The following is a 24179-nucleotide window of genomic DNA, read 5'->3' on the forward strand; positions in this document are numbered from 1 at the left end:
TTTAAATATTTGAATTAAAAGGTGTACTGAACTTGAGCTTGCAGCTCATTGGTGTCTTTTTGATTTGCCGTTTCGACATCAAACAGGTAGTGATTCAGCTGTAATTGGAATTTTGTGGTTTGCGCAAAAAACAGATTTAAGCCCAAAGAGTGAATGTCATATTCACCAATACGACCGCTCGCGGTGTCGAGATAGCTTGCGTTGTTTTTATTCGGGTTATAGCGGTCAAAACGGTAATAGCCTTGGACTGACTTTGGCCAGAAATCATCAAATTTGGCATTGGATTTAATACTGTTGTAGAACTGATCGCCCAAGGTGTAGAAAGCAGTAAAAGTATGCCCTTCCGCTTTGGCTTCTTTGATGTCTTGGGCTACAGTGTCGACATAATCGGTCTTGCCTTGCAGATATTCATAAGTCACGCCAAATGGGGCGTGGTTATAATAAATATCGAAACCCAAACGATCGCGTTTTGCAGCATTATCAGTGATTCCGCCGGCTGAAATTTTCGATTCACCTTTGATATAAGAGGCCCCAAACTTCAACTCACGGAAAATGCTGGCGTAGTCCACTGGCAAGGTAAAAGCCACACGACCGATATAATCTTTGCCGTTGTTGTCATCTGCCTTATTACTGGCGTTCCCATTGGTCAACCCTAAGGCATACTCAAACAGCGGCGCACGGTAGTTCGATGCAAAGTCGACAAAAGGTTTGGCATCTCCACGGACGATAAATCCATTTTGACGATTAAACAGTCCTAAAAAGGTCGAAGCTGCAGCGGTACTAATGGTTGGACGCAAATCTTCAGGAGACTGCACATCTAGACCAAAGGGCAATAACTGCTGACCGAGCGTAAAGTTGAGTTTGGCTGTTTCGGGGCCCGCATTGGTGGCAAAAGCGTTATAGCGAACAAAGGCATCCAGTAAATTAAAGTTACTGTTATTGGTGCCATCATTGCGTTTGCCATAACCAAAGGACAATTGATAATCGAGGTTTTTGCCTTCGTTATAATCACGGAATAAATTCCCGCGTACACCGATCAGCGCAGTCCCAATATCAAATGTCGATTTGGTTGAACCCAACACACCCGTTTCATCGAGCGCACTGGCACGTAGTTGAACCGTGCCATACAGGGTTGTGTCACGGGTCGATTTGGTGGTTTGACGTTCATATTGACGTGACTGATCGTACTTATAGTTTTCAATATCTGCACGTAAGCCGTCGATATCTTCGGATGTTGCTGTGGTTACTTCTGCAACCTGCGTTTCACCTTCAACATCAGCGGCGTTGCTCGTATCTTCTGTCGTCACAGCGGCCGTTTCGACGACTTGGCTTTTCGTCGCACCAGATTCCACGGCATTTAAGCGTTTTTGCAAACTCTCAATTTGTTGTTTTAAGCTGCTCAGTTCTTGCTGAAGTGCTTCATCGGATGCAAAACTCAGCTGACTGGTTGCGGATAAAATCAGTCCGACCGCAACGGTTAATGTGGTTTTTTTCATGATTTGGTTTCACTAACATTTTTCCCAAAGCGCAAAATCCCCCAACCCCATGCAAGGTGCATGAAGTGAATGTACTGCGTGGGTTTTTTAAAAATTAATCTGAGTGGTCGTAGGTTTTATTCAACTTATGCACGACCGAAACTCGAAGACAGCTTTTAGAATTTAAGCGCGCATCATCGCGAGTGTCATAGCACAACAACATGCCTGTTGTAGGACACGAAAAGCAGAAAGATATCGATGCGTAAAAGTACTCATAAATGTTCCATACAGTGGTGAGTTTTGTTCACTCTAATATGGCAACAACTGTGCCAACATTTTAAGTATTTATTTTTTAAAGTTTTATTATTCAAACCCGATAGATTCTGTTGGTTTTGACGCCAAAAAACTGTTGGTTATTCAACAGTTGCTTATTTCAAATCATCAGATATCTCCATTTTTATATCTCATTTTATGAAATAAGCAATACGCCTTGGGCTTTCCTTTGGGCATAAAAAAAACCCACTGACGTGGGCTTTCAATCGATTTTAATTACCGCTTATTGACCAAATTTAGTCGCCATCGCTGTTAATTTTTGATAGCCCGTCGGTAGAAAACGTTGAATTAAATCAATCGCTTTTGCATCATTACCAATCAATAAACGACGCTTATCTTTTTGTACTGCTTCAATGATTTGACGAGCCGCTTCTTCAGGTGGACAGCGCAAGAATTTATTAAAGGACTGTGCCGATTTTTGCGGGTTCATGCCTAAACTTTTCAGGCTATCATTCATTTTTGCGGCATTGGCAATATTGGTACGAATCCCGCCCGGATGAACACATAGCGCACTCACGCCACAGTTTTCAATATCCAATTCTTGGCGTAAAGATTCGGTAAAGCCACGTACTGCAAATTTAGTGGCATTATATGCCGACTGTGTTGGCTGTGCCGTTAAGCCAAACAAGCTGGAAATATTGATGATATGACCTTCACCACTTTGCTTAATATACGGTAAAAACTCCTTGGTGCCATAAACCACACCCCAGAAGTTAATATTGACAATCCACTCCAGCTCTTCGTAGCTTGCGCCTTCAACGGTCGTGCCCAATGCCACACCCGCATTGTTAAAAATCATATTCACCGAACCATGATCTTTAACGGTCTGTGCTGCCCATGCTTTCATTGCCGCAAGGTCTGACACATCGAGTTTTTGCGTGGTTACACGTACATTGCTGGCTTTCACTAAGTCTACGGTTGCCGCAAGACCCTGCTCATTCACATCGCTTAAAGACAGATGACAGCCTTGTTTCGCCAAAAGCACTGCCAATTGCTGACCAATACCTGAACCTGCACCTGTAATGGCAGCCACTTTATTTTTGAAGTTTTTCATTGTGATTCCTTATTCCTTTATGCTGCCGCTTGGCTTTATCACAGCGTGATCTCATTTGCCAATGTGTGCAGTTCGTCGACTTAATATAGTTTTGACAATACATATTGTCAATGTCATCTTAGGACGTGCTAAGCTGTTGAAATCGCCAATGCTTAAACATAGGTTTAAACTGAAATTATTGCTAAAATAAGACAAAATTCTGCTTTAGTTCAGCGTATATTTTCATGACAGATGCAACAAATCACACAGAACAACAACAGGCAAAAAATGTGAAGGAACGTCAATTTAAAGGGCTTTCTCTCAGTGAACGTAAGCAAGCGCGACGTGAAAAACTGATTGAAGCCGGTATAGAAGCCTATGGTACACATGGCTTTTTTTCCGTGACCGTGAAAGATATTTGTTTGGAAGCCAAGCTGACCGAACGCTATTTTTATGAATCATTTAAGAAAAGTGAGCAACTGTTCCAGACCATCTTTTTAAAATTAATCGATGAACTGCAACAAAACGTGATGCAAGCCATCATGCAAGCATCCACCGATTCTAAAAAAATGATTGAAGCAGGTTTAACCGCCCTACTGTTAACTTTAAAAAATAATCCCCGTATGGCGCGCATCATTTACATCGATGCTATGTTGGTACAAGAGCTACATAACCAAGCCACAATTCATGAAACCATGATGCGCTTTGACCGTATGATTCATGCCTTTGTCATGCTGATGATGCCGAATATTGATCGTTCAGAACGTGAAATTTCGATGGTTGCAACCGGTCTCAATGGTTATGTCACCCAAATTGCGATTCGCTGGGTCATGAGTGGTTATAAACAGCCGATTGACGAAGTTTTATCGTCATGTAGCGTGGTCTTTTTGGCCTTGTTGGATGCTTTTTCTGAAAAACCCAGGAAATAAATTCTGAGCTCAACACTGATCTTTACAATTTTTTGAATGATTTTTTTGTGACAGCAGCATGATGCAAAGCCCATGTTGTTGAATATTTCAGGATTTAAATTGTCACAATTTCTTTCTAAACCCCAATGAAAGATCATTTTTGCAATGATACTGTCATAATTAATCTTTGTAATAAGCCTGTCATAAATATAAAACGGTCTACCGTTTACATAAAATAGGGTATTGCGCTGTGAAAGATGACTATATTTTAATCGTCGACGACGAACTCCCGATTCGGGAAATGATCCATACTTCACTGGATATGGCTGGTTTTCAATGTCAGCAAGCTGAAGATGCCAAACAAGCGCACCAAATGATTGTGGATCAGCGTCCTGCACTGATTTTATTAGATTGGATGATGCCTGGCGGCGTGAGTGGTGTAGACCTATGTCGTCGTTTAAAACGCGATGAAAATTTGTCAGAAATTCCAGTCATCATGCTCACTGCGCGCGGCGAAGAAGACCATAAAGTCCAAGGTCTGGACGCGGGTGCAGATGACTACATGACCAAACCCTTTTCCACCCGTGAGTTGGTGTCACGCATTAAAGCGGTGCTGCGTCGCTCAAATGCCTTGGGTGGTGAAAAAACCATTGATGCCAATGGCTTAATCCTCGATCCAGTCAGCCAACGTGTCAGCTTTGGCAACACCATTTTAGATATGGGACCGACTGAATATCGTCTATTGGCCTTTTTCATGACTCATCCTGAACGTGCCTATACCCGTGCTCAATTATTAGATCAGGTTTGGGGTGGAAACGTGTATATTGAGGACCGTACCATTGACGTTCATATTCGTCGTTTGCGTAAAGTTCTTGAACCTTTCCAAGCCGATCGTTATGTCCAAACTGTTCGTGGTACAGGTTACCGTTTCTCTACCCGTGCAGACGCTGTGATGGGTTAGTCATTTTAGGTCTTTAATTTTCTATGTACGAACCGTATCCCGTCCCTGAACTTGCCAGTGAACATAAAAAATTCCGTTACAGCAGTTTATGGACTTTTGCCAAGCAGGATTTGAGACTTCTGGCATTTTTCCTACTCATTGCTGCACTCATCGGCTTTGGTATCGGGTACTTATGGATCTGCATCTTAATCGCCTTTGCAGTGTTCTTTGCATTGCAAATGCGTTCGCTGTACTTGGTCAACGAATGGATTTCAAATCGTCCCTATGATGTCCCGCCAAATTTAGACGGTATTTGGGGGGCTTTGCTCTTTAATGTATACCGTGCGCAGCGTCAAGAACGCATTGTACAAGCTGAAATGGTTGGTCTGATCGACCGCGCTCAATCTTCCTTGGTGGCACTTGCTGAAGCTGTGGTATTGATTGATGAATTACACCAAATCGAATGGTGGAACCCTGCCGCAGAAAAGCTTTTGGGGATTCAACAGCTCGATCAAGGGCGCAATATTTTAAGCATTTTAAGACAGCCCAGTTTTATCGAATACTTTACCAATATCGATTTAGCCCCCGATGGTTTGAAAATGAAATCATCAGTGCTCGAAGACCATTATGTGCAAGTCAAATTGACCCGTTTTGGTCGCGAAAGTCGTTTATTGGTGGCCTATGACGTCACACGTATGCATAACCTTGAGCAGATGCGTAAAGACTTTGTCGATAATATTTCACATGAGTTACGCACACCGCTCACGGTTTTAAGTGGTTATATCGAAACCTTTACCGATCAGGAAGATTTAAATCCACGCTGGAAACGCGCATTCGATCAAATGCAGTCTCAAACCCGCCGTATGAATGCTTTGGTTAATGACTTGTTATTATTATCTCGTCTGGAAAATGATAAAAAAGTTGCTAAAAATCAAATCATTGAAATGCCCAGCCTAATGAACCAACTATATGACGATGCACATGCTTACAATGTGGATTATGGACATACACTGAATCTCGATATTGATAGTCACTGTGACCTGATCGGATCAGATATGGAATTGGCGAGTGCCTTTAGTAACCTCATCACCAATGCAATTAAATACACCCCCAAAGGCGGTACTGTGACCATTGGTTGGCATGATGATGGTACGCATGGTTATTTTACCGTTGAAGATACGGGTATCGGGATTGACCCGAAACACTTACCCCGTTTAACGGAACGGTTTTACCGTGTGGACAGCGCACGTAGTCGCCAAACGGGAGGCACAGGTTTAGGTCTTGCCATCGTGAAACACGTTTTGATGCAACATCAGGCACACCTTGAAATTGAGTCCAAAGAAAACCGTGGTTCGCTGTTTAAAGTCGTCTTCCCTAAAGAACGCTTGTATCATGTGAGCTAAGCAGAATCATCCTGCCGGTCTTGCTGTGCTTCCAACTGTTCTTCTTGTTGTTTGGCACGGCGATATGCAGGACGCTGTTGCATCCGTTGTAAGAAAGCCTGAATTTGTGGATATCGCCCTTGAGTTCTGGTCATGACGGCTTCTAATGGAAACGTCATCTGAATATCCGCAAAGCTAAACGGTCCCGCAAAATATTCATTTTCCGCTAAATGGTTTTCTAAAAACTCGATATGTTCTTTTAAGCGAGGTCGTACAAAACCTTTTTTGACCCCATCACAAATGCGATTAGCTACGGGTTTGATGACCCAAGGTACATGGCGTGGCACATTGCTCATGACCAACTGCATCACCAACAACGGCATTAGAGAACCTTCGGCATAATGCATCCAAAAGCGATATTGTTGTTTTGAATGTTCCGCCTTGGCTGCAAAGAAATCATGCCGATCATACTTCTCTTGTAAATACTCCAAGATCGCTGCAGATTCTACCAAGACCAGTCCATCATCCTGCAATATGGGCGACTTCCCTAAAGGATGGATGACTTTAAGCTCAGGGGGAGCAGACAAATTTGGCTGGCGCAGATAAAACTGAACCTGATAATCCAGTCCTAATTCCTGCATTGCCCATAAAATCCGAAATGAACGAGATTTTTCTAGATGATGTAGCACCCGCATGGGTTCATCTCCTATATGAAGTCTAAAATTTTCTTATTTCTGGCAAGCCATTATTATTTTGAAGTACTTAAATCATAAAAAGTGTCAGATCACTGCTTAGGGCTATATCAAAACTAAATTTTGCACAGTACAGCAGCGACCTGCATTTAAATTAAACTAGAGTGGTTTTAATGTCTACACTGCGCAATAAAGTTTTTGTCACTGGGGTTTTTTCACAAATGGACAAGATTTTTTGCTCTAATTCTGCATCCAAGGGCGTTTGAAAATGTAGACGTCGCTCAATCCATTCAGCACCTTCACGGTTCGCACAAAAGTCTGCCTCAACACTAAACTCACCCAATTGAATTTGTTTATGTGCTGCATACATGCGCAAAGTAATCATGGTGCATGAAATTAAGGAGGCACACAGTAAATCATACGGTGCTAAACCTAAATCCCCGCCACCAAATGATTCGGGCTTATCTGTAATAAGTTGATGTTTTCCACTCTGAACTTCACCTGACCATGGTGCTTGTAAGGTGTTTACTGTTGCCGTTGCGACGATACCCATAATGACTCCCTCATGGTTATGCTGCACCATTTTTACCACAGGTACGGCTGTTCATTTTTATTTTTAAGTTAACGTGATGGACGCATTTTATCAGGGAACGCCGGTGCTTCTAGTCGTGGACCATCATAGTCTGGAATAGAGCCAAAGCGTTCGTCCTGATTAATCCACTGCTCACGGGCAATATTCAATTCTTCTTGTGTGCGCCCCACAAAATTCCACCACAGCAAAATCGGTGATTCAAAAGGTTCACCTCCTAATAATAAAACACGGCCACCTGCATGTAGGTCAATTTTGACTTGGGTTAAGCCCGGCTCAAGTACCACCATATTGTCTTCATTGAGCTCGTGACCATTGACACTGGCAGTCCCTTCGAGGGCCATAAAGCCATATTCAAATTTTGGATTGAGCGGCAAGACGGTACTTTGACTTTCCGAACCACGCAGATCGACACCTAATAATTCACTATGTACTTTTACCGGCGATTTAGTCTGTAAAAATTCACCGACCAAGACCGTCAATTCAATCCCGTCTTGTGTCACCACTGGCAACTCTGGGTAATGGTCAAACTGGGGCGCCATATTGATTTTGTCATCTGGCAATGCAATCCAAAGCTGCGCAGCATGCATTTGTGTTTCAGACTCTGGAGCAACCTCAGTATGCGAAATACCATAACCCGCTGTCATGAGATTGACTTGTTTGGGCTGAATTAACTGATGTGTGCCCAAACTGTCGGTATGCATCATGGTGCCATCAATCATCCATGTAAATGTTTGCAAACCAATATGTGGATGCGGCCCAACATCTAAGCCATCACCTTGAGGAAAATGCACTGGACCGGCATGGTCAAGGAAACACCATGCACCAATCATCCGTTTATGCCGACTCGGTAAAGCACGTTTTATCACTGTGCCTTGACCAATTTCAGCACGGCGCAGTGGAAATTCTTGAATGAACTGATTGACGTATTTTTCACAATCGTCGGAATGAGATATTTCTGTGTAATTGGTATTGGTCATATTCTTACCCTAAATTTGGCTAAGCCGATGCAAGGACTATCGGCTAGAGCTATGCATTTTTTCCATTATATCTGCATTAACTCAATCTTCTTCAGCTGTCATTAATACGCTGAATCACAGAGATAGGACAATCGTTTTTTTGTTGCCTAATATGACATACAGCATAACAGTTATTGATGCTTATTTAGACAACACCCAATGCGAAATTACTTGTTCAGATCACGTGAAATGTAAATTTAAGTAACACAAATTAACACTCACTTTTGACCAAACAATACCAAATAATTCACAAATCATTGAAATAACGTTTTTAATTTTAAATAAAAATGATATAGATTATTTTAGTTACATAAACTTACATACAAACCATGCTCACCCATCGGTAATCTTGCATGATTAATGAGTATAAGAAAGAATCACGTGCACTGATCCAAAAAGCCTTGAAAGGAACCTTTGTTCGCGTTCCTGCTCAATTTCGTCAAGAATTTTTCCACTATCATCGTCATCAACTTTTTAAATTCTTTTTGCAAGTCAACATCGTTGCACAATTGGCCTATCTCTCTTATGCCATAGCGGATTGGTTTATGTTGCCCGATGTGGGTTTGCTCGCGATAAGCTTAAAAACGGCCTATACCTTACTGATGATGGGCATCACATGGGGCATTTATACATATAGTAAGAGCATTTTACTCTTTGACTTGATGCTTCCCCTATCGATCGTTGGTGCTTCTGCGCTGTGGTTTAGCCTACTCAATTTATCCAATAGCCCCGATGTGCCGATCTATTTATATGCATCTTTGGTTTTTATTGTGTTAGCCAATTTATGTGTGCAAATCCGCTTTAAGGCTGCTGTGCTCATTTCTCTATGTATCAGTCTTATTTTACTGATTGGGGTGTATTTCGCCATTTCTGGCAATATCCATCAACTGCAACTGTTTATATTGATCTATTCGCCCGTGTTGTTATTTAGTTTGTATATCAGTTGGAATTCAACGCAAAAATCCAGAATTGTATTTTTACACAGTAAACTCGATCAGTTGAACCGTGAAGCGCTCAATATTATGGCGCATACCGACGTGCTGACCGGCTTAAACAATCGCCGTCAATTTATTCAACTTGCCAATTATCATATTCATCATCAGTCCAAACCGTTACAGCCACTTTCATTACTGATTTTTGATGTCGACAAATTTAAAAATATTAATGATCAGTTTGGGCACTATATTGGTGATCATGTTTTACAACATATTGCCGAAACATGCCGACATACTTTACGTAGCCAAGACATCATTGCCCGCTTCGGCGGTGAAGAGTTTATAATTCTTTTACCGCAGACACACCTGCGTCAGGCTCAAGACATTGCCGAACGTCTGCGACGGGCAATAGCCGATGATTATTTAGAACTTGATACACTACAAAAACTTAAATTTACCGTTTCAATTGGTGTTGCCGAATTTGGTCAAAAAAACCGAGATTTACAAAGTGTAATTCGCATGGCCGATCAGGCACTTTACCAAGCAAAATCTGCAGGACGCAATCAAATTTCAACTTATAAAACAGCAAGTTAATAATATATTTTGTAACATTCATCAGACAATTTTTTATCATTCATTCGAAAAATCCCAAGTTTCAGGTAGATATTTTTGTGTGTTTTTTGTTCATAATTTATCCTAAGCCATTTTATGGAGAAGGGACATGTCTGTTGATGTACGAATGAGTTCTCGGACTAATTCGTCTGCTCAGGAAGTTCGTAAAAATCATACTCATACTTTGAAACTTTCTGAGTGTGATCTTGCCAATCGTGCCGAGATTGAACAAGCCATTGCAGATCCTTTTGCACGTATTCCTACGCAGTTTAGAAATTATTTTCTACAACATCAGTATGCCCATCAGTTACCTTATTTGCGTCAAGTAAACTACATGGCGCAGATTACGTTTCTTCTTTATTTTTTTGCTGACATTTTTATTATCCCTGACATGTTCTTTTGGTCAGGTCTTTCTCGAGTGGCCATGATTATTGCTGCCCTATTGGTCAGCTTCTATCTGTTTAAATACAAAAAAGATATTCGTGTGCTCGACATGATCTTACCGATTGGTACGGTCTGTAGCACCGCGATTTGGATTGGCTTATTACTGGCTTCAAATAGCCCAATGGTCTCGTCCTATATCTATGGTGCGGCGATCTTTATTTTAATTGCCAATGTCTGCGTACAAACACAATTTAAGCCTGCCTTGTATTGTTCGGGTCTCATTTCGCTATTGGTATATTTTGCGGTGAGTCAGCTTTTATCATGGCAAGAAGCGCTGATTTTTGTGGTCGTGTCTATTCCCGTTTGGATGATCAGCCTGCATATGAGCTGGAACAATACGCTCAATGCACGACGTCATTTTTTACGCACCCTGCTTGACGATTGGAATATGCATACGCTGAAAAATCTAGCGCATACAGATGAGCTCACCCAGTTATATAACCGTCGTCAGTTTGTTCAACTGGCTGAACATCGCATCCATGAATGGCCAACACCCGCAAGCACCTGCTTACTGATGTTTGATGTCGATCATTTTAAACATATTAATGATAATTACGGGCATGATGTTGGTGATCAGGTGCTGCAATGTATCGCTGAAACCACCCGCAAAGAAATGCGCCAAAAAGATGTTTTGGCTCGCTTTGGTGGCGAAGAATTTATTGTGCTTTTGTCGGAAACGCAAATACAGGATGCAATGTTGATCGCGGAACGTATTCGTTTAACGCTTCAAAATCAATCTTTGCTGAATGTCGCAAATCACCCGATCCAATTTACCGTTTCCATTGGTGTTTCACAGCTTAAATCACATAAACAAAATTTAACTGAACTGATTAAGCAAGCTGATATTGCGCTGTATCAGGCAAAAGAAAATGGCCGTAACCGTGTAGAGCGCTATGATTCAAGCATGAAACCCGAACGTAAATCGACGAAGTCTTGGCAAAGCTTTACCCATAAAGCGAAGCCTAAAGCTGAACCGAATAATGAAAGCGATAGTAGTTGGTCAATTGTTTATAAATAGAATGTTGAGATATAAAAAAGGACGCCGAGGCGTCCTTTTTTTATTGGATATATCTTAAATGAGATACTGCCACAGGCATCTTGCACAAAATTTAAAGCAGTGCTTTAAATCTTGTTCATGGCGTAAAACTGGCACGAAGCAGTGCTTCGTGAAACCCCAGTCTGGCGCAGGCATAGCCTTTGCCGTAATTTAGGCAAGAAACGTTGTTTCTTGAAATCCCTAAATTACTCCCACTCAATCGTAGCAGGTGGTTTAGACGATACGTCATAAACAACACGAGAAACTTCAGCAATCTCGTTCATGATACGTGTAGAAATCTTGTCTACAAGGTCATAAGGAAGGTGTGCAAAACGTGCAGTCATAAAGTCCACAGTTTCTACAGCACGAAGCGCGATCACCCATGCATAACGGCGGCCATCACCCACCACACCAACCGATTTCACGGGTTGGAATACAGCAAATGCTTGCGCAGTTTTGTCATACCAGCCGCTTGCGCGAAGTTCTTGCATGAAGATGTCATCTGCTAGACGAAGGATATCTGCATATTCTTTTTTCACTTCACCAAGAATACGTACACCTAGACCTGGGCCTGGGAATGGATGACGGTAAAGCATTTCAAATGGAAGACCTAAAGTTGTACCTAAACGGCGTACTTCGTCTTTGAATAAATCACGGATTGGCTCAACCAATTCGAATGCTAAATCTTCAGGTAAACCACCCACGTTGTGGTGTGATTTAATCACGTGTGCTTTACCTTGTTTGCTTGCTGCAGATTCAATTACGTCTGGGTAAATGGTACCTTGAGCAAGGAAGTTCACACCGTCAAGCTTACGTGCTTCTTCAGCAAACACTTCAATGAATTCACGACCGATGATTTTACGTTTTTTCTCTGGATCAACTTCACCAGCAAGCGCTGTTAAGAAGCGATTTTCAGCGTCGGCACGAATCACGCGAATACCCATGTTTTTCGCAAACATGTCCATCACTTGCTCGCCTTCGTTCAAACGAAGTAAACCGTTATCTACGAATACACAAGTCAATTGGTCGCCAATCGCACGGTGTAAAAGTGCAGCTACAACAGATGAATCGACACCGCCTGAAAGACCCAAGAGAACTTTTTGATCACCAATTTGCTCACGAAGTTGTTCTACGCGAAGATCGATGATGTTTTCTGAGTTCCACAAGTTACGGCAACCACATACGCCATGTACGAAGTTAGACAATAACTCAGCACCTTTCGCAGTGTGTGTCACTTCAGGGTGGAATTGGATACCGTAGAAACGACGTTTTTCATCAGAAACCATCGCCACTGGGCAGCTTGGTGTGCTGGCAGTGATTTGGAAACCTTCAGGAATTTGAGTCACTTTATCGCCATGACTCATCCATACTTTTAATTGGTCTTTGGTATCTTCAAGATCACCAATTAAAGCATCACGGACTTTAATATCAACTTCTGCATAACCAAATTCATGCACAGTACCTGGCTCAACTTTACCGCCAAGCTGTTCTGACATGGTTTGTAGACCATAGCAAATACCTAAAACAGGTACACCAAGTTCAAATACAACTTGTGGTGCGCGCGGACTACCTTCTTCATGAACACTTTCTGGACCACCTGAAAGAATGATCCCGTTTGGGTTAAATGCACGAATGTCTTCTTCAGACATATCAAATGCGTACATTTCTGAATAAACACCAGCTTCACGTACACGACGTGCAATAAGCTGACTATATTGAGAACCGAAATCCAAAATCAGGATACGGTCTTCAGTAATTTGGGTATTGGTAGTCATGGCAAACAACTATGCAGGCAACGAATATAAGCGCCGTATTCTAACATTTTTCTTGGACTTTCGCACACTATTCGGACAGGGGCAAAAACCACAAGCCAAACGGTGTTTTTTACAACACATTTCAGGACTTTACCCATCCGCTTTCAATCAGCGGTAGACATGAAAAAAGCGGCAGAACGCCGCTTTGATGGATGCTCGGACTCATGACCGCTTTATTTTGATTTTTCGATCCAATGATCAAAACTAAATTGACCAGCACCATGTAACATGAGAAATAATAAGCCGCCAGACATCGCCAAGTTTTTCATAAAGTTAATGCCATCTTCAGCACCACCATGGAATAAAAACGCAGTGATTAAACTAAATACGGTTAGACCCAATGCCGCAAAACGTGCTTGAAAACCAAACAATAAAGCTAAGCCGCCACCTAGCTCGACTAAGATAGTAATCGGAAGAAGCCCTGCCGGTACACCCATTGACTCCATATAACCTGCTGTTGCAGTGTAAGCCGTAATTTTGCCCCAACCTGCCACAATAAAAATATAAGCCATTAATATACGTGCAACGAGACTGATCACTGCATTGATTTGCGGCTGTTGACTCAGATTTTTCACCATCAAATTTGGGTTAAGCATACTGAAACCTATTCTTAATACTGTTCAAAAGATGTGCTTAGATTAGGTCGTTTCTTATTCTCTTTAAATATGCTTTTATAATACTCATCATTCTATATATAGAACGGTTTTACTGATAATTAATTACGTTTTAATACTGACTTTGCTGCCCCAGACTGATAGCATCAGACCACTATTTTACGCATATAAGCCCCATGGAACTGATTGATTTTATACTACATGTTGATGACCATTTACTCGAGTTCATTACCAATTATGGCGTATGGATTTATGCAATTCTGTTCCTGATTATTTTTGTTGAAACCGGTTTAGTCGTCATGCCCTTTTTACCGGGTGACAGTCTTCTGTTTGCAGCAGGCGCGCTCGCTGCGTCAACAGGTGCCATGGATCCGTGGGTTTTGGTGATTTTGCTGTTTATCGCGGCAGTCTTGGGCGACACGCTGAACTACCATATTGGTAAATATATTGGCCCACGTGTCTTTGAAATTGAATCACGCTTCATTAACCGTCAACATTTGGTGAATACGCAAAAATTCTTTGAAAAACATGGTGGTAAAACCATTATTTTTGCCCGCTTTATTCCTTTTGCACGAACCTTCGCGCCTTTTGTCGCAGGTGCAGGCAGCATGAACTACAAGTACTTCCTGACTTTTAACATGATTGGTGCGATTTGCTGGGTTGGCTCATTTATCACTTTGGGTTATTTATTTGGCAATATGCCAATCGTGAAAGATAACTTCACCCATCTGATCTTTGGCATCATTATTATTAGTGTTTTACCGGGTGTGATTGGTTTTATTCGAGCAAAATTAAAGAAATAAACCGATGTGGTGAACGCCTTTAAGCAAAAAAGCGCAAAACCACGGGAAACATACATAAAATCAGCATCAGGGCCGACCCTTTATACAGAAGATCGGCCTTAATTTTTTGGGTCTTACCGGCCAAAATCGTCCGTCCAAATGACATCCAAAACAACGCAACCGGCAGCAAAACCACACTAAATACAGCGAAAACCAAAATAAAATTTAATGGGCTAGCCCAAGTTTCAATCGGGAAAATACCTGCAGCAAAAAGCAACGCTTTCGGATTTTTTAACGAGGAAATGAATAATTCACGTGGTTGAATTGAAGGATGTTTTTGATTGTACTGATGTAAATGCGTCGATTTCCACAAATGAAAAGCCAACCATAAAACATAGGCAATACTGAGAAAATGTAGCAAGTGAATTAAATTCGGCCACACTGGAGCACTTAAATGAATAATCATCGCCCATAAATTAATGGCATAGAAATAGCCCAATAATTCTGCAGGAATCAGCATGCACGTCTTTGCAATGCCTTGTTGATGTGCAGAGCTTGCCATTAGTGCATTGCTAGGTCCCGGCGTCATCATCACCGCAATCATTGCCAATACAAAAAGCCAACTCTCAATCATAAATATCCAGACAATGTTTCAAAGCGCACACCTTAGCCGAAATGAATTTAAAAAAACAAGTACGCGCTAGGTCAGTTTTATCCTTGTACAAGTCAATGCACTCACGCTGAATGTTCAAGACCAGAAGAAGGTATTAAAATTTACGAATGATATTTAATTTAATTTTTTCATAGATTTAAATATTTTATTGACTCTAAATAGTGCAGTTTATTTGACTCAAAAAAAATGCCAGTAGACGCCTCGCCTACTGACAAATTTTATTACACTTTTCTCATAGCACAGGCCTGAGCCCCTGCTCATGATCCGTTTATGATTTTGCTGCGGTAGCCGAATTTGCGCGAACGATAATCGGACAACCTTTAAATTTTGCTGCCTGTACAATCGCTTCTTGCTCACCTAAAACACGAGAAAGTTCGGTACGTTTGGTATTTGAAGATTGTCCCATATTGACCGAAATACTCGGACCAATTCCCCAACCTCCACGGCTGCCCCAGCCACCACCGAGGCCAACACCGACACCAACGCCTGTGCGCTTCGGTGTTTCTACACCATTTTGAATATAGTCGTGGATTCGGTTGTATTCGCTTTGCAATTGTTGGCAACTCAAAGACTGATACTGTGTAGGTGAAACATAGCTTGGTTTAGGCGTACTTGCACATGCACCCAATACAACAGCAGTGAAAGCAACTAGACCACATTTAAGTGCATTCATACTTTTCTCGATACTACTTTTGCTCAATTTCATTGAACAATGATTGATAGGCTTGCGTCAATTTATGATCTGCAGCCAAATGGATTAAAGGTTGATTTTTATGATGAGATTCTTTCATCAGCACCGAAGGCGGCAACATGCTGTCCAATACAGGCAGACCTTCATCTTTGAGTTGTTGTACAACTTCGCGCGGCAACTTCGCCTGTGCCTGAAATTGATTGACCACAATGCCTTCAATTTCCAAATGATCATTATGATCATCCTGCGTTTCCAACACATTTTCGATCAGGGTCTGTAAAGCTCGTTTTGAAAACACGTCACAGTCAAATGGAATCAGCACGCGATCTGCCGCAATCAACGCAGATAAAGTAAAAAAGTTAAAGGCAGGCGGTGTATCAATAAACACTCGATCATATTGACCGCTCATCTGCTGCAAAGCATCACGCAGTTTGTAAATTTTATGCTTAGATTCTAAGGCATGTGCCAACGCGCCTAAATTTGGACTGGCAGGAATCACATCTAAACGTGGATAAGGCGATGCATGCACATAACTTTCCAAACCTTTGGCACGACCCTTCAAAATCGAACCGATGGCATTTCCCAACAAACCTTTACTTTGTTGCGTCCCCAAGACTTCTTCAAAATAATTTTCAATATTGGGTTCAAGAGCAGGCTTATCTGCCGAATACGTCGCATCATCCCCCAACAAATATTGACTTGAATTGGCTTGAGGGTCGAGGTCAATCACCAAAGTTTTTAAACCTTGGTGCGCGCTTATCGCAGCTAAATTGACCGTAATACTCGATTTCCCCACACCACCTTTTTGGTTAAATACCACACGCGTACGCATTCAAAACCCTCTAATCTTTGTTTTTTTACTCAAGCCTTGAAATCGGCCATGTGGATAAGCCATTTATCCAAAAACTGGTTTGATTATAACCAATGTAATGATGAAAATAAGTGCAACAGCTGCAATAAATAAGCCCGCACGGCGCTGAACCAATAAAACACTGTCATCTTTTTTATACGCTTTAGATAAAGAAGACAGCAACGCTAGAAATAGTACAACTTTGGCATAGAACCATGGCTGCACATCAAAGTTTTTCATAAACAATAAGATAATTCCTGTTACGGCAATTAATGTCATTGAGCCATGTTGCAAAGCAACAAAAAACTTCCGTCCTGCCGGATTGGGTAAATTGCCCTGCGTCCCTTTAAACAGCGTAAAAGCACGAATGAAAATGGCAGCACAGCCTAAAGCCACGCCACACATATGAATGATTTTAATGATTAATTGCGTTTCCATGGCTCACCTTAAGATGACTTTGGTGCATGCGCACATTCAGGGCTAGTGGTGTCTTGACCTTTCCATTCTTCGGGTAAAAACGCATGAATAGCCAAGGCATGAATTTGCCCCGGACTGAGTAAATCACCTGCTGCGGCATAGACTTTTTGATGACGTTGCACCAAACGCAAGCCTGCAAAAGCCTCACTCACGATCACCGCTTTAAAATGCGACTCTTTACCTGGGAAATAACCACCATGACCTGCGGACTCATTCACCACTTCAAGATGTGTAGGCGCTAATGTCTGTAGACGCTCAATTAATTGCTGTTCTAAACTCAAAACGGCTCTCCAAAATTCAAAAAAGGTTCAACTGGTCTTAGTATAGCCTGTATTTGTTGAAGTTCTTGTGTCGCAAAGTTGCTGAAACCGCCTGAATTGCATGATTTCATCAGAATGGAAGCCTTTGACCTGCAAAAATCTTCCAATTTTCAAACAAATTGTTTTTATTTTATGCAAACGATGCACAGATTTTCATAAAGTTATTGACCTGAAAAATCCTTAATGTATTATACGTGGCTATGCGGGAATAGCTCAGTTGGTAGAGCATAACCTTGCCAAGGTTGGGGTCGGGAGTTCGAGTCTCCTTTCCCGCTCAAAATTTTTTCATTCGGTTTTTTATTTAAAAAATTGGATAGACTCCGCGGGAATAGCTCAGTTGGTAGAGCATAACCTTGCCAAGGTTGGGGTCGGGAGTTCGAGTCTCCTTTCCCGCTCCAAATTTTTTTCGATTCAGTTTTTTAGTAAAAAAACAGGATAGACTCCGCGGGAATAGCTCAGTTGGTAGAGCATAACCTTGCCAAGGTTGGGGTCGGGAGTTCGAGTCTCCTTTCCCGCTCCAAATTCAAAAAGCCCTCATCGAAAGATGGGGGCTTTTTTATCTATCGCTTACACCAATCAAAATCAATCTATATTTATTCAGTATGTGGAACATGGTTTGAGTCAGGTTCCACAAATATGAATAAAAATTAAAATTGCGTTAATAGGTCACACGGACATAATCACGATATTCAGGTTTCCAGAAATTCGCTTCAATCGCATGTTCGAGCACTTCAATGCTGACATTTGGCGCAACACCATCAGCAATCGCAGCTAATGCCACTTTCAATGCGATTTTCTTCGAAATATCCTGTAAATAATCCAAACTTGGCAATAAATCGGCATTTGGATCTGCCAATTTTGGTGAACAGTCTGCCAACGCCGTACTAGATGCCATCAGCATATTTTCCGTCACACGTTTCGCCCCAGATGCAATCACACCGAGACCAATCCCCGGGAAAATATAGGAGTTATTACACTGTGAAATCTGATGAATCTTGCCATGATAATTCACTGGTGCAAATGGACTGCCAGTCGCAATCAGGGCCTTACCTTTGGTCCACTCAATAATATCTGCAGGCACCGCTTCGACACGCGATGTTGGATTAGACAGTGGCAACACAATAGGCTGTTCACAATTTGCAGCCATCGTTTCAATGACCTCTTGGCTAAACAGTCCCGGTTGTCCCGAAACGCCAATCAATACAGTCGGTTTAGCATGTGTAACTACATCCAATAGCGAAATGACTGAATCTGCATTTGCCCAATGAGCAACGTTATCCGGTGCTTGCGCAAGTTTGCGTTGGAAATCTAAAAGATTCGGCTGATTTTCAGTAATTAAACCAAAGCGATCGACCATAAACACCCGCGCACGCGCTTGAGCATCGGTTAAACCTTCCGCCACCATTTGTTTGATGATCTGTTCTGCAATCCCGCAACCTGCTGAACCTGCACCTAAGAATGTGACGATTTGATCTTTGAGCTGCTTGCCTGCTGCACGTGATGCCGCAATTAAACTTCCGACAGACACCGCTGCTGTTCCTTGAATATCATCATTAAAGCAGCAAATTTTATCGCGATATTTTTCCAATAAAGGCATCGCATTTTTTTGTGCAAAGTCTTCAAATTGAATCAGCGCTTTTGGCCAACGTTGTTGAATGGCTTTAATCACGTCATCGACAAATTGATAATATTCTTCACCGCTGATACGAGGCTGACTCCATCCCATATAAATCGGGTCATTCAACAGCTGTTGGTTATTGGTTCCGACATCTAAAGTAATCGGCAATGTATAAGCTGGACTGATCCCACCACATGCGGTGTACAGCGACAACTTACCAATTGGAATCCCCATCCCGCCAATGCCTTGGTCACCAAGTCCAAGAATACGTTCACCGTCCGTAATCACGATCACTTTCACGTTCTTTTTATTCACGTTATGAATAATTTGGTCAATATGATCACGGTCAGGATATGAAATAAAAATCCCACGATGACGGCGGTAAATGTCCGAGAAGCGCTGACAAGCCTCACCCACTGTTGGTGTATAGATGATCGGCATCATCTCACTGAGGTGGTTTTCAATTAAGTGATAGAACAATGTTTCATTGGTGTCTTGAATATTGCGCAGGTAAATATGCTTATTGATATCACTATTAAATGCACAATATTGCTGATAAGAACGCTGACTTTGTTCTTCAATGCTTTCTGTAACGTGTGGAATTAAACCGTGTAAATTAAAGCTCTTACGTTCATCTTCATTAAACGCAGAACCCTTATTTAAAAGTGGGAGTTCTAAAAGTGTATTTCCGGCATAAGGAATATATAAAGGTCGTTTCGTTTTCAAATTTTCACTGGGCATTATTTAACTCGTTTAATTAATCTTTTGTTTCGCACTGCAAAAAGCGAAATGCACAAAAGTGACTATCTCGTTATTTGTTATAGCCTATCCTGATTCGAGCGCTTTGGGGCATTTAGTAAATTGATAGTAGTTTTAGTTAGATTTTATAATCTGATAACTCGATCATGCATCCAATCATCGCAACGCCTATTTTGGCTTAAATGTATACGACTTTTAGCGAATCTTAGAAAATAACAAAAATAATTAATGATTAAATTTCAATCAATTAAATAAATTCAAAACAAAGCCTTAATTTTGGTAGGTCTTTGGTAGGTGTGAATTTAAAACATCCCTCGCAATACTCAGTTTAGGTGAGTATCACCCATAACAACTCAAAATGATGGTAGAAGGAATCGCACCATGGCTTTTAAAAATATTGCAGATCAAACAAACGGTTTTTACATCCCTTGTGTTTCACTTTTTGGCCCCGGCTGTGCTAAAGAAATTGGTGCAAAGGCGCAAAATCTTGGCGCAAAGAAAGCGCTTATCGTGACCGATGCCGGTCTTTACAAATTTGGTGTAGCAGATACGATTGCCGCATATTTAACTGAAGCTGGCGTAGAAAGTCACATCTTTCCGGGCGCAGAACCCAACCCAACTGACACCAACGTACATAGCGGTGTTGATGCCTACAATGACAATGGCTGTGACTTTATTGTCTCTCTCGGCGGCGGCTCTTCTCATGACTGTGCCAAAGGCATTGGCTTAGTCACTGCAGGTGGTGGTCATATTCGTGACTATGAAGGCATCGATAAAAGCACAGTTCCAATGACTCCACTCATTGCGATTAATACCACCGCAGGTACGGCATCAGAAATGACCCGTTTCTGTATCATTACCAATACTGACACCCACGTTAAAATGGCGATTGTCGATTGGCGTTGTACCCCTCTTATCGCCATTGATGACCCGAAACTAATGATTGCAAAACCTGCGGCGCTCACTGCAGCAACCGGTATGGATGCATTAACACATGCGGTCGAAGCTTATGTATCAACTGCTGCAAACCCAATTACCGATGCTTGTGCTGAAAAGGCCATTGCAATGATCAGTGAATGGCTCAGCCCTGCCGTCGCCAATGGCGAAAACCTAGAAGCTCGTGATGCGATGAGCTATGCACAGTACTTAGCAGGAATGGCTTTTAACAATGCCTCTTTAGGTTATGTCCACGCGATGGCGCACCAACTTGGCGGCTTCTACAACTTGCCACATGGCGTATGTAATGCCGTGCTGTTACCACACGTTTGCGAATTTAACCTGATCGCCTGCCCTGACCGCTATGCACGTATCGCACAGCTCATGGGTGTGCCAACCGACGGTTTAACGGTGACTGAAGCGGCTTATGCAGCGATTGCAGCAATCCGTGAACTGTCTGCTTCGATTGGCATTCCATCAAGCCTTTCTGAACTCGGTGTGAAAGAACAAGACCTCAGCATCATGTCTGAAAATGCGCAAAAAGATGCCTGCATGCTAACCAATCCACGTAAAGCGAATCATGCTCAAGTGGTTGATATTTTCAAGGCAGCGCTTAAAGCCAATGCTTCTGTGGTCGACTTCAAAGCGGCTGTTTAAGTTAAGCCCAAAAGGTCTTCATGTTTAAGTGACCCAAGTGCCTACATTACCCTTTGAGTCTGGTGATGTAGGCTCAACTGAATCCATTTCACCTTTTATTTCAGGAAAGCGACTATAGATTGGTCGCTTTCATACTGAGGTCACTCTTTTTTAGTCGGTAAAACAGCATCGATTATTCATTTGACAAAAGCTCATGACTCATCAAGGATAAAGCATAATGTCCAATAATATTAATGAGTATAATAATGAGCCATTCACCAATTCAGTATCAGCCTGACATTTTGGGCGCAGGCTATGAACAAGCCACGCTGACCTTCCCGGATGATTATGAAGGCCCAGTGGTTGCCACACTGGTTCGCAAAAAAGCCACGGCTCCTACCTCCAAAGCGGTGCTCTATATCCATGGTTTTATCGATTATTTTTTCCAAACCGAAATGGCGGAACGCTTCAATCAGCACGGTTTCGACTTTTATGCCTTAGATTTAAGAAAATATGGCCGCTCCATCCGCCCGCATCAAAAATACTATAATGTGCATGCACTGTCTGAATACGATGCCGAAATAGATCAAGCCCTAAAGATCATTGCTGATGAAGGTCATGATGCCTTGCTGCTCTGTGGTCATTCTACCGGTGGCTTAACCACCACTTTGTATGCAGCCCATCATCCAAATCATCCTTTAATTCAAGCCCTTTGGGTTAACAGCCCATTTTATGATTTCAACATGAATCCAGTGAAACGCGCACTGGGTATTCCACAGCTGAGTAAATTGGCAAAGACTTTTCCAAATTTAAAATTCCCAAGTGAACTAAATAAATGGTACACCGCCAGCTTACACCGTGAACTCAAGGGTGAATGGGACTTCAATTTAGACTGGAAAAAGACCCGCTATCCAATGGTATACATCAGTTTCGTCCGCAGTATTTATGAAGCTCAAAAGGAGATCCACCGAGGTGTCAGCCTAGATGTACCGGTCTTAGTCATGCACTCGCATCAAACTAAAAATCCCAAAAAATGGGGTAAAGCAGCGCAGACCAGTGATGTGATTTTGGGTGTAAAAGATATCCAAAAATATGCCAAGAAAATTCAAGGCGATGTCACCATTCAAAGCATTCACAATGGCTTGCATGATTTAGTACTTTCGGAAAAAACCGCGCGAGCACAAGTCTATACCCAGCTCTTTCAATGGCTGGCCAATAAAGGCCTTTAATAGCCTGAATCACATTGCAAATTACTGTTTTAGTTTCAACAAAGTCTGATGTACGGGATGTGATCTCGGCATCAGCTCAATCAGGCGTTCAACCGCATCAATAGCTTCAGGAAAACGCGCGACATGCTTGAGCAGAACATCTGTTTCTTTGGCATTAAAAATCGCTTGGCTCAATCGTGACTCAAGACAATCACGCCATGCCCCTAAAAAAGGACTTTCGGTTTTGGCCAAGAAAACCCCTGAACACAGTTTTAACGCCGAATCGAGATAACCTGCATCTAAGGCTTGCTCGGCTTGTAAAAAATCGGCTTCGACTTGCGCCAATAAACGATAGGGTCTTGAGCCTAACATGCCGCCTAAAATATCGCGTAGCTGCGACATTTCTGCTTTTAAAGTCCCAACACTCACCTTGCGTTCACCGTATAAGGCTTGATGCAATGTATCTAAGGTCATGCCTTGTGGACATAGCGCCAAGATGGTCAAAATTTCAATTTGCCGTGGGGTCAGCACCATCACTTTGCCATTAAATAACACTTGCGGCACTGCAAAGGCCCGAATGTACAAATGCTGTTTTTGAAAATCGAGCAAAGCCGATTGAATAATCGAAGCGCAGCGTTCAGCCGCAAGTAGCCCTAAACTATTGTGGTTTTTCCACACGGTGGATAAATCAACCACACCTAAAATTTGCTGTGTGTGTGGATCGATAATCGGTGCTGCATAGCAGACCCATTCATGTACAGACGGCATATAATGTTCATTTGAAAACACACAACTCGACTGTTGGGTTTTTAGAGACAACGCTAAAGCATTGGTTCCGACCAATTCTTCGCGCCATTGCCCACCTGCAATAAAATGCACACTTTCCGCAGCACTTTGCATTTGCCGACTCGACGCACTCCAAATAATCGTGCTACCCACATCACCCACGGCAAGTACCATCGACGACTGTTCGGCAATGTGTTTTAAATCTTCGGCACAATGTTGCAAGGCATGATGCAATGCCGACTGTTGTTGACTTTGAGGGCTTAAATTCACCAAAGGCGCAGCACTCCGGTTTTCCGGAATTTCCGCCTGCGCCGATCGCTGCCAAGAACTCGCAATGCTCTCATTCAATTGCGAGCTTTGCTGCTTTGACAGACTCATGCCCTGCCTTAACCGTTCGACATTCTGTCGTTTTTCAGATAAATCCTTCTGTATCATCATTCATTATTCTCACAACAATTCATGACTAAAAATCCGTTTCCCGGCTTTTGTTTTTAAGACTGAAAAAAAATATTGTAAACCTTCTTGTCTCCAACCTTTTTCCAACCTTATACAAGCTATGCTAATCAAATAATGTACAAAAGTACCTTATACCAAAGCTGTAGATTGCCACAGATGGG

The 24179-nt window shown here is 42.1% G+C and carries 22 protein-coding genes and 3 tRNA genes; 11 read left to right on the forward strand and 14 right to left on the reverse strand.

Annotated elements, in window-relative coordinates; translation table 11 throughout:
• Positions 1 to 14 precede the first annotated feature (14 nt).
• Positions 15 to 1496, reverse strand: coding sequence for a carbohydrate porin (locus FTU79_RS07565; protein WP_180049475.1), 1482 nt, complete (start codon positions 1494 to 1496; stop codon positions 15 to 17).
• Between the two features lie 535 nt (positions 1497 to 2031).
• A complete protein-coding gene (locus tag FTU79_RS07570) occupies positions 2032 to 2862 on the reverse strand; it encodes an SDR family oxidoreductase (protein WP_180022186.1) in 831 nt (276 codons plus the stop codon).
• A 224-nt stretch (positions 2863 to 3086) separates the two neighbouring features.
• On the opposite strand from FTU79_RS07570, the gene FTU79_RS07575 reads away from it, so the two are divergent.
• The 3 genes from FTU79_RS07575 (at position 3087) to phoR (ending at position 6092) form a co-directional block, all read left to right on the forward strand.
• Positions 3087 to 3770 (forward strand): TetR/AcrR family transcriptional regulator, encoded by a 684-nt coding sequence (locus FTU79_RS07575; protein WP_111885789.1) that lies wholly within the window; start codon positions 3087 to 3089, stop codon positions 3768 to 3770.
• A gap of 229 nt (positions 3771 to 3999) precedes the next feature.
• Positions 4000 to 4710 (forward strand): phosphate regulon transcriptional regulator PhoB, encoded by a 711-nt coding sequence (gene phoB / locus FTU79_RS07580; protein ID WP_078194048.1) that lies wholly within the window; start codon positions 4000 to 4002, stop codon positions 4708 to 4710.
• A gap of 23 nt (positions 4711 to 4733) precedes the next feature.
• On the forward strand, positions 4734 to 6092 hold the full coding sequence (phoR, locus tag FTU79_RS07585; protein WP_180049478.1) for a phosphate regulon sensor histidine kinase PhoR: 1359 nt from the start codon (positions 4734 to 4736) through the stop codon (positions 6090 to 6092).
• On the opposite strand, the gene FTU79_RS07590 is transcribed toward phoR, so the two are convergent.
• The 3 genes from FTU79_RS07590 to FTU79_RS07600 form a co-directional block, all read right to left on the reverse strand.
• Positions 6089 to 6766, reverse strand: a complete 678-nt coding sequence (locus FTU79_RS07590; protein WP_180049480.1) for a glutathione S-transferase family protein — start codon at positions 6764 to 6766, stop codon at positions 6089 to 6091. The two genes, phoR and FTU79_RS07590, sit on opposite strands and share 4 nt — an antisense overlap.
• A gap of 151 nt (positions 6767 to 6917) precedes the next feature.
• Positions 6918 to 7316 (reverse strand): OsmC family protein, encoded by a 399-nt coding sequence (locus tag FTU79_RS07595; protein ID WP_180049482.1) that lies wholly within the window; start codon positions 7314 to 7316, stop codon positions 6918 to 6920.
• Between the two features lie 68 nt (positions 7317 to 7384).
• Entirely contained in the window at positions 7385 to 8332 is a 948-nt protein-coding gene (locus FTU79_RS07600; protein ID WP_180049484.1) for a pirin family protein, read from the reverse strand.
• 392 nt (positions 8333 to 8724) lie between these two features.
• Between FTU79_RS07600 and FTU79_RS07605 the strand changes: the two genes are divergently transcribed.
• On the forward strand, positions 8725 to 9900 hold the full coding sequence (locus tag FTU79_RS07605) for a GGDEF domain-containing protein (protein ID WP_180049486.1): 1176 nt from the start codon (positions 8725 to 8727) through the stop codon (positions 9898 to 9900).
• Positions 9901 to 10045: 145 nt separating this feature from the next.
• On the forward strand, positions 10046 to 11380 hold the full coding sequence (locus FTU79_RS07610; protein ID WP_171262679.1) for a GGDEF domain-containing protein: 1335 nt from the start codon (positions 10046 to 10048) through the stop codon (positions 11378 to 11380).
• A gap of 224 nt (positions 11381 to 11604) precedes the next feature.
• On the opposite strand, the gene guaA is transcribed toward FTU79_RS07610, so the two are convergent.
• Together guaA and FTU79_RS07620 are read right to left on the reverse strand one after the other, a co-directional pair.
• Positions 11605 to 13173: a glutamine-hydrolyzing GMP synthase gene (guaA, locus tag FTU79_RS07615; protein WP_078194056.1), complete on the reverse strand. Its 1569-nt coding sequence runs from the start codon at positions 13171 to 13173 to the stop codon at positions 11605 to 11607.
• A 212-nt stretch (positions 13174 to 13385) separates the two neighbouring features.
• Positions 13386 to 13808 carry a DoxX family protein gene (locus FTU79_RS07620; protein WP_180049488.1) on the reverse strand — a complete coding sequence of 141 codons (423 nt, stop codon included), beginning with the start codon at positions 13806 to 13808 and terminating at the stop codon, positions 13386 to 13388.
• Positions 13809 to 14002: 194 nt separating this feature from the next.
• Here FTU79_RS07620 and FTU79_RS07625 point away from each other — a divergent pair, with 194 nt between their 5' ends.
• A complete protein-coding gene (locus tag FTU79_RS07625) occupies positions 14003 to 14629 on the forward strand; it encodes a DedA family protein (RefSeq protein ID WP_078191514.1) in 627 nt (208 codons plus the stop codon).
• Positions 14630 to 14648: 19 nt separating this feature from the next.
• Here FTU79_RS07625 and FTU79_RS07630 read toward each other — a convergent pair whose 3' ends face one another.
• The 5 genes from FTU79_RS07630 to FTU79_RS07650 all read right to left on the reverse strand — a co-directional run bounded on the left by FTU79_RS07630 (position 14649) and on the right by FTU79_RS07650 (position 17580).
• Entirely contained in the window at positions 14649 to 15242 is a 594-nt protein-coding gene (locus FTU79_RS07630; protein ID WP_180049490.1) for a LysE family translocator, read from the reverse strand.
• Between the two features lie 307 nt (positions 15243 to 15549).
• Positions 15550 to 15954, reverse strand: coding sequence for a hypothetical protein (locus FTU79_RS07635; protein ID WP_078191516.1), 405 nt, complete (start codon positions 15952 to 15954; stop codon positions 15550 to 15552).
• Between the two features lie 13 nt (positions 15955 to 15967).
• Positions 15968 to 16804 carry a ParA family protein gene (locus tag FTU79_RS07640; protein ID WP_180003554.1) on the reverse strand — a complete coding sequence of 279 codons (837 nt, stop codon included), beginning with the start codon at positions 16802 to 16804 and terminating at the stop codon, positions 15968 to 15970.
• A 63-nt stretch (positions 16805 to 16867) separates the two neighbouring features.
• Complete coding sequence (locus tag FTU79_RS07645; protein ID WP_180049492.1) at positions 16868 to 17260, reverse strand: SirB2 family protein; 393 nt, start codon at positions 17258 to 17260, stop codon at positions 16868 to 16870.
• An 8-nt stretch (positions 17261 to 17268) separates the two neighbouring features.
• The gene (locus tag FTU79_RS07650; protein WP_078191519.1) at positions 17269 to 17580 is read right to left on the reverse strand and encodes a BolA family transcriptional regulator; all 312 of its coding nucleotides are present in this window, start codon (positions 17578 to 17580) and stop codon (positions 17269 to 17271) included.
• 241 nt (positions 17581 to 17821) lie between these two features.
• On the opposite strand from FTU79_RS07650, the gene FTU79_RS07655 reads away from it, so the two are divergent.
• The 3 genes from FTU79_RS07655 (at position 17822) to FTU79_RS07665 (ending at position 18139) form a co-directional block, all read left to right on the forward strand.
• Positions 17822 to 17894 (forward strand) — tRNA-Gly (locus FTU79_RS07655).
• A 47-nt stretch (positions 17895 to 17941) separates the two neighbouring features.
• A tRNA-Gly gene (locus tag FTU79_RS07660) sits at positions 17942 to 18017 on the forward strand.
• 46 nt (positions 18018 to 18063) lie between these two features.
• Positions 18064 to 18139 (forward strand) — tRNA-Gly (locus tag FTU79_RS07665).
• A gap of 138 nt (positions 18140 to 18277) precedes the next feature.
• Here FTU79_RS07665 and FTU79_RS07670 read toward each other — a convergent pair.
• On the reverse strand, positions 18278 to 19978 hold the full coding sequence (locus FTU79_RS07670) for an NAD-dependent malic enzyme (protein ID WP_180049494.1): 1701 nt from the start codon (positions 19976 to 19978) through the stop codon (positions 18278 to 18280).
• A gap of 399 nt (positions 19979 to 20377) precedes the next feature.
• Between FTU79_RS07670 and FTU79_RS07675 the strand changes: the two genes are divergently transcribed.
• Both FTU79_RS07675 and FTU79_RS07680 read left to right on the forward strand, forming a co-directional pair.
• On the forward strand, positions 20378 to 21589 hold the full coding sequence (locus FTU79_RS07675) for an iron-containing alcohol dehydrogenase (RefSeq protein WP_078191526.1): 1212 nt from the start codon (positions 20378 to 20380) through the stop codon (positions 21587 to 21589).
• 245 nt (positions 21590 to 21834) lie between these two features.
• Positions 21835 to 22797 carry an alpha/beta hydrolase gene (locus tag FTU79_RS07680; protein WP_180049496.1) on the forward strand — a complete coding sequence of 321 codons (963 nt, stop codon included), beginning with the start codon at positions 21835 to 21837 and terminating at the stop codon, positions 22795 to 22797.
• A 21-nt stretch (positions 22798 to 22818) separates the two neighbouring features.
• On the opposite strand, the gene FTU79_RS07685 is transcribed toward FTU79_RS07680, so the two are convergent.
• On the reverse strand, positions 22819 to 24000 hold the full coding sequence (locus FTU79_RS07685) for a transcriptional regulator (protein WP_180041639.1): 1182 nt from the start codon (positions 23998 to 24000) through the stop codon (positions 22819 to 22821).
• Positions 24001 to 24179: the final 179 nt, after the last annotated feature.

This window comes from Acinetobacter sp. YH12144, from assembly GCF_013418345.1.
In the GTDB taxonomy this organism is placed as follows: domain Bacteria; phylum Pseudomonadota; class Gammaproteobacteria; order Pseudomonadales; family Moraxellaceae; genus Acinetobacter; species Acinetobacter amyesii.

What these genes read in the sequence shown, in the direction of transcription:
- FTU79_RS07635 (WP_078191516.1), bottom strand. Translation starts at nt 15,954, where the DNA reads ATGAATGCACTTAAATGTGGTCTAGTTGCTTTCACTGCTGTTGTATTG.
- guaA (WP_078194056.1), bottom strand. Translation starts at nt 13,173, where the DNA reads ATGACTACCAATACCCAAATTACTGAAGACCGTATCCTGATTTTGGAT.
- FTU79_RS07670 (WP_180049494.1), bottom strand. Translation starts at nt 19,978, where the DNA reads ATGCCCAGTGAAAATTTGAAAACGAAACGACCTTTATATATTCCTTAT.
- FTU79_RS07595 (WP_180049482.1), bottom strand. Translation starts at nt 7,316, where the DNA reads ATGGGTATCGTCGCAACGGCAACAGTAAACACCTTACAAGCACCATGG.
- FTU79_RS07590 (WP_180049480.1), bottom strand. Translation starts at nt 6,766, where the DNA reads ATGCGGGTGCTACATCATCTAGAAAAATCTCGTTCATTTCGGATTTTA.
- FTU79_RS07630 (WP_180049490.1), bottom strand. Translation starts at nt 15,242, where the DNA reads ATGATTGAGAGTTGGCTTTTTGTATTGGCAATGATTGCGGTGATGATG.
- FTU79_RS07675 (WP_078191526.1), top strand. Translation starts at nt 20,378, where the DNA reads ATGGCTTTTAAAAATATTGCAGATCAAACAAACGGTTTTTACATCCCT.
- phoR (WP_180049478.1), top strand. Translation starts at nt 4,734, where the DNA reads ATGTACGAACCGTATCCCGTCCCTGAACTTGCCAGTGAACATAAAAAA.
- FTU79_RS07640 (WP_180003554.1), bottom strand. Translation starts at nt 16,804, where the DNA reads ATGCGTACGCGTGTGGTATTTAACCAAAAAGGTGGTGTGGGGAAATCG.
- FTU79_RS07685 (WP_180041639.1), bottom strand. Translation starts at nt 24,000, where the DNA reads ATGATGATACAGAAGGATTTATCTGAAAAACGACAGAATGTCGAACGG.
- FTU79_RS07600 (WP_180049484.1), bottom strand. Translation starts at nt 8,332, where the DNA reads ATGACCAATACCAATTACACAGAAATATCTCATTCCGACGATTGTGAA.
- FTU79_RS07565 (WP_180049475.1), bottom strand. Translation starts at nt 1,496, where the DNA reads ATGAAAAAAACCACATTAACCGTTGCGGTCGGACTGATTTTATCCGCA.
- FTU79_RS07625 (WP_078191514.1), top strand. Translation starts at nt 14,003, where the DNA reads ATGGAACTGATTGATTTTATACTACATGTTGATGACCATTTACTCGAG.
- FTU79_RS07575 (WP_111885789.1), top strand. Translation starts at nt 3,087, where the DNA reads ATGACAGATGCAACAAATCACACAGAACAACAACAGGCAAAAAATGTG.
- FTU79_RS07680 (WP_180049496.1), top strand. Translation starts at nt 21,835, where the DNA reads ATGAGCCATTCACCAATTCAGTATCAGCCTGACATTTTGGGCGCAGGC.
- FTU79_RS07645 (WP_180049492.1), bottom strand. Translation starts at nt 17,260, where the DNA reads ATGGAAACGCAATTAATCATTAAAATCATTCATATGTGTGGCGTGGCT.
- FTU79_RS07620 (WP_180049488.1), bottom strand. Translation starts at nt 13,808, where the DNA reads ATGCTTAACCCAAATTTGATGGTGAAAAATCTGAGTCAACAGCCGCAA.
- FTU79_RS07570 (WP_180022186.1), bottom strand. Translation starts at nt 2,862, where the DNA reads ATGAAAAACTTCAAAAATAAAGTGGCTGCCATTACAGGTGCAGGTTCA.
- FTU79_RS07605 (WP_180049486.1), top strand. Translation starts at nt 8,725, where the DNA reads ATGATTAATGAGTATAAGAAAGAATCACGTGCACTGATCCAAAAAGCC.
- FTU79_RS07610 (WP_171262679.1), top strand. Translation starts at nt 10,046, where the DNA reads ATGAGTTCTCGGACTAATTCGTCTGCTCAGGAAGTTCGTAAAAATCAT.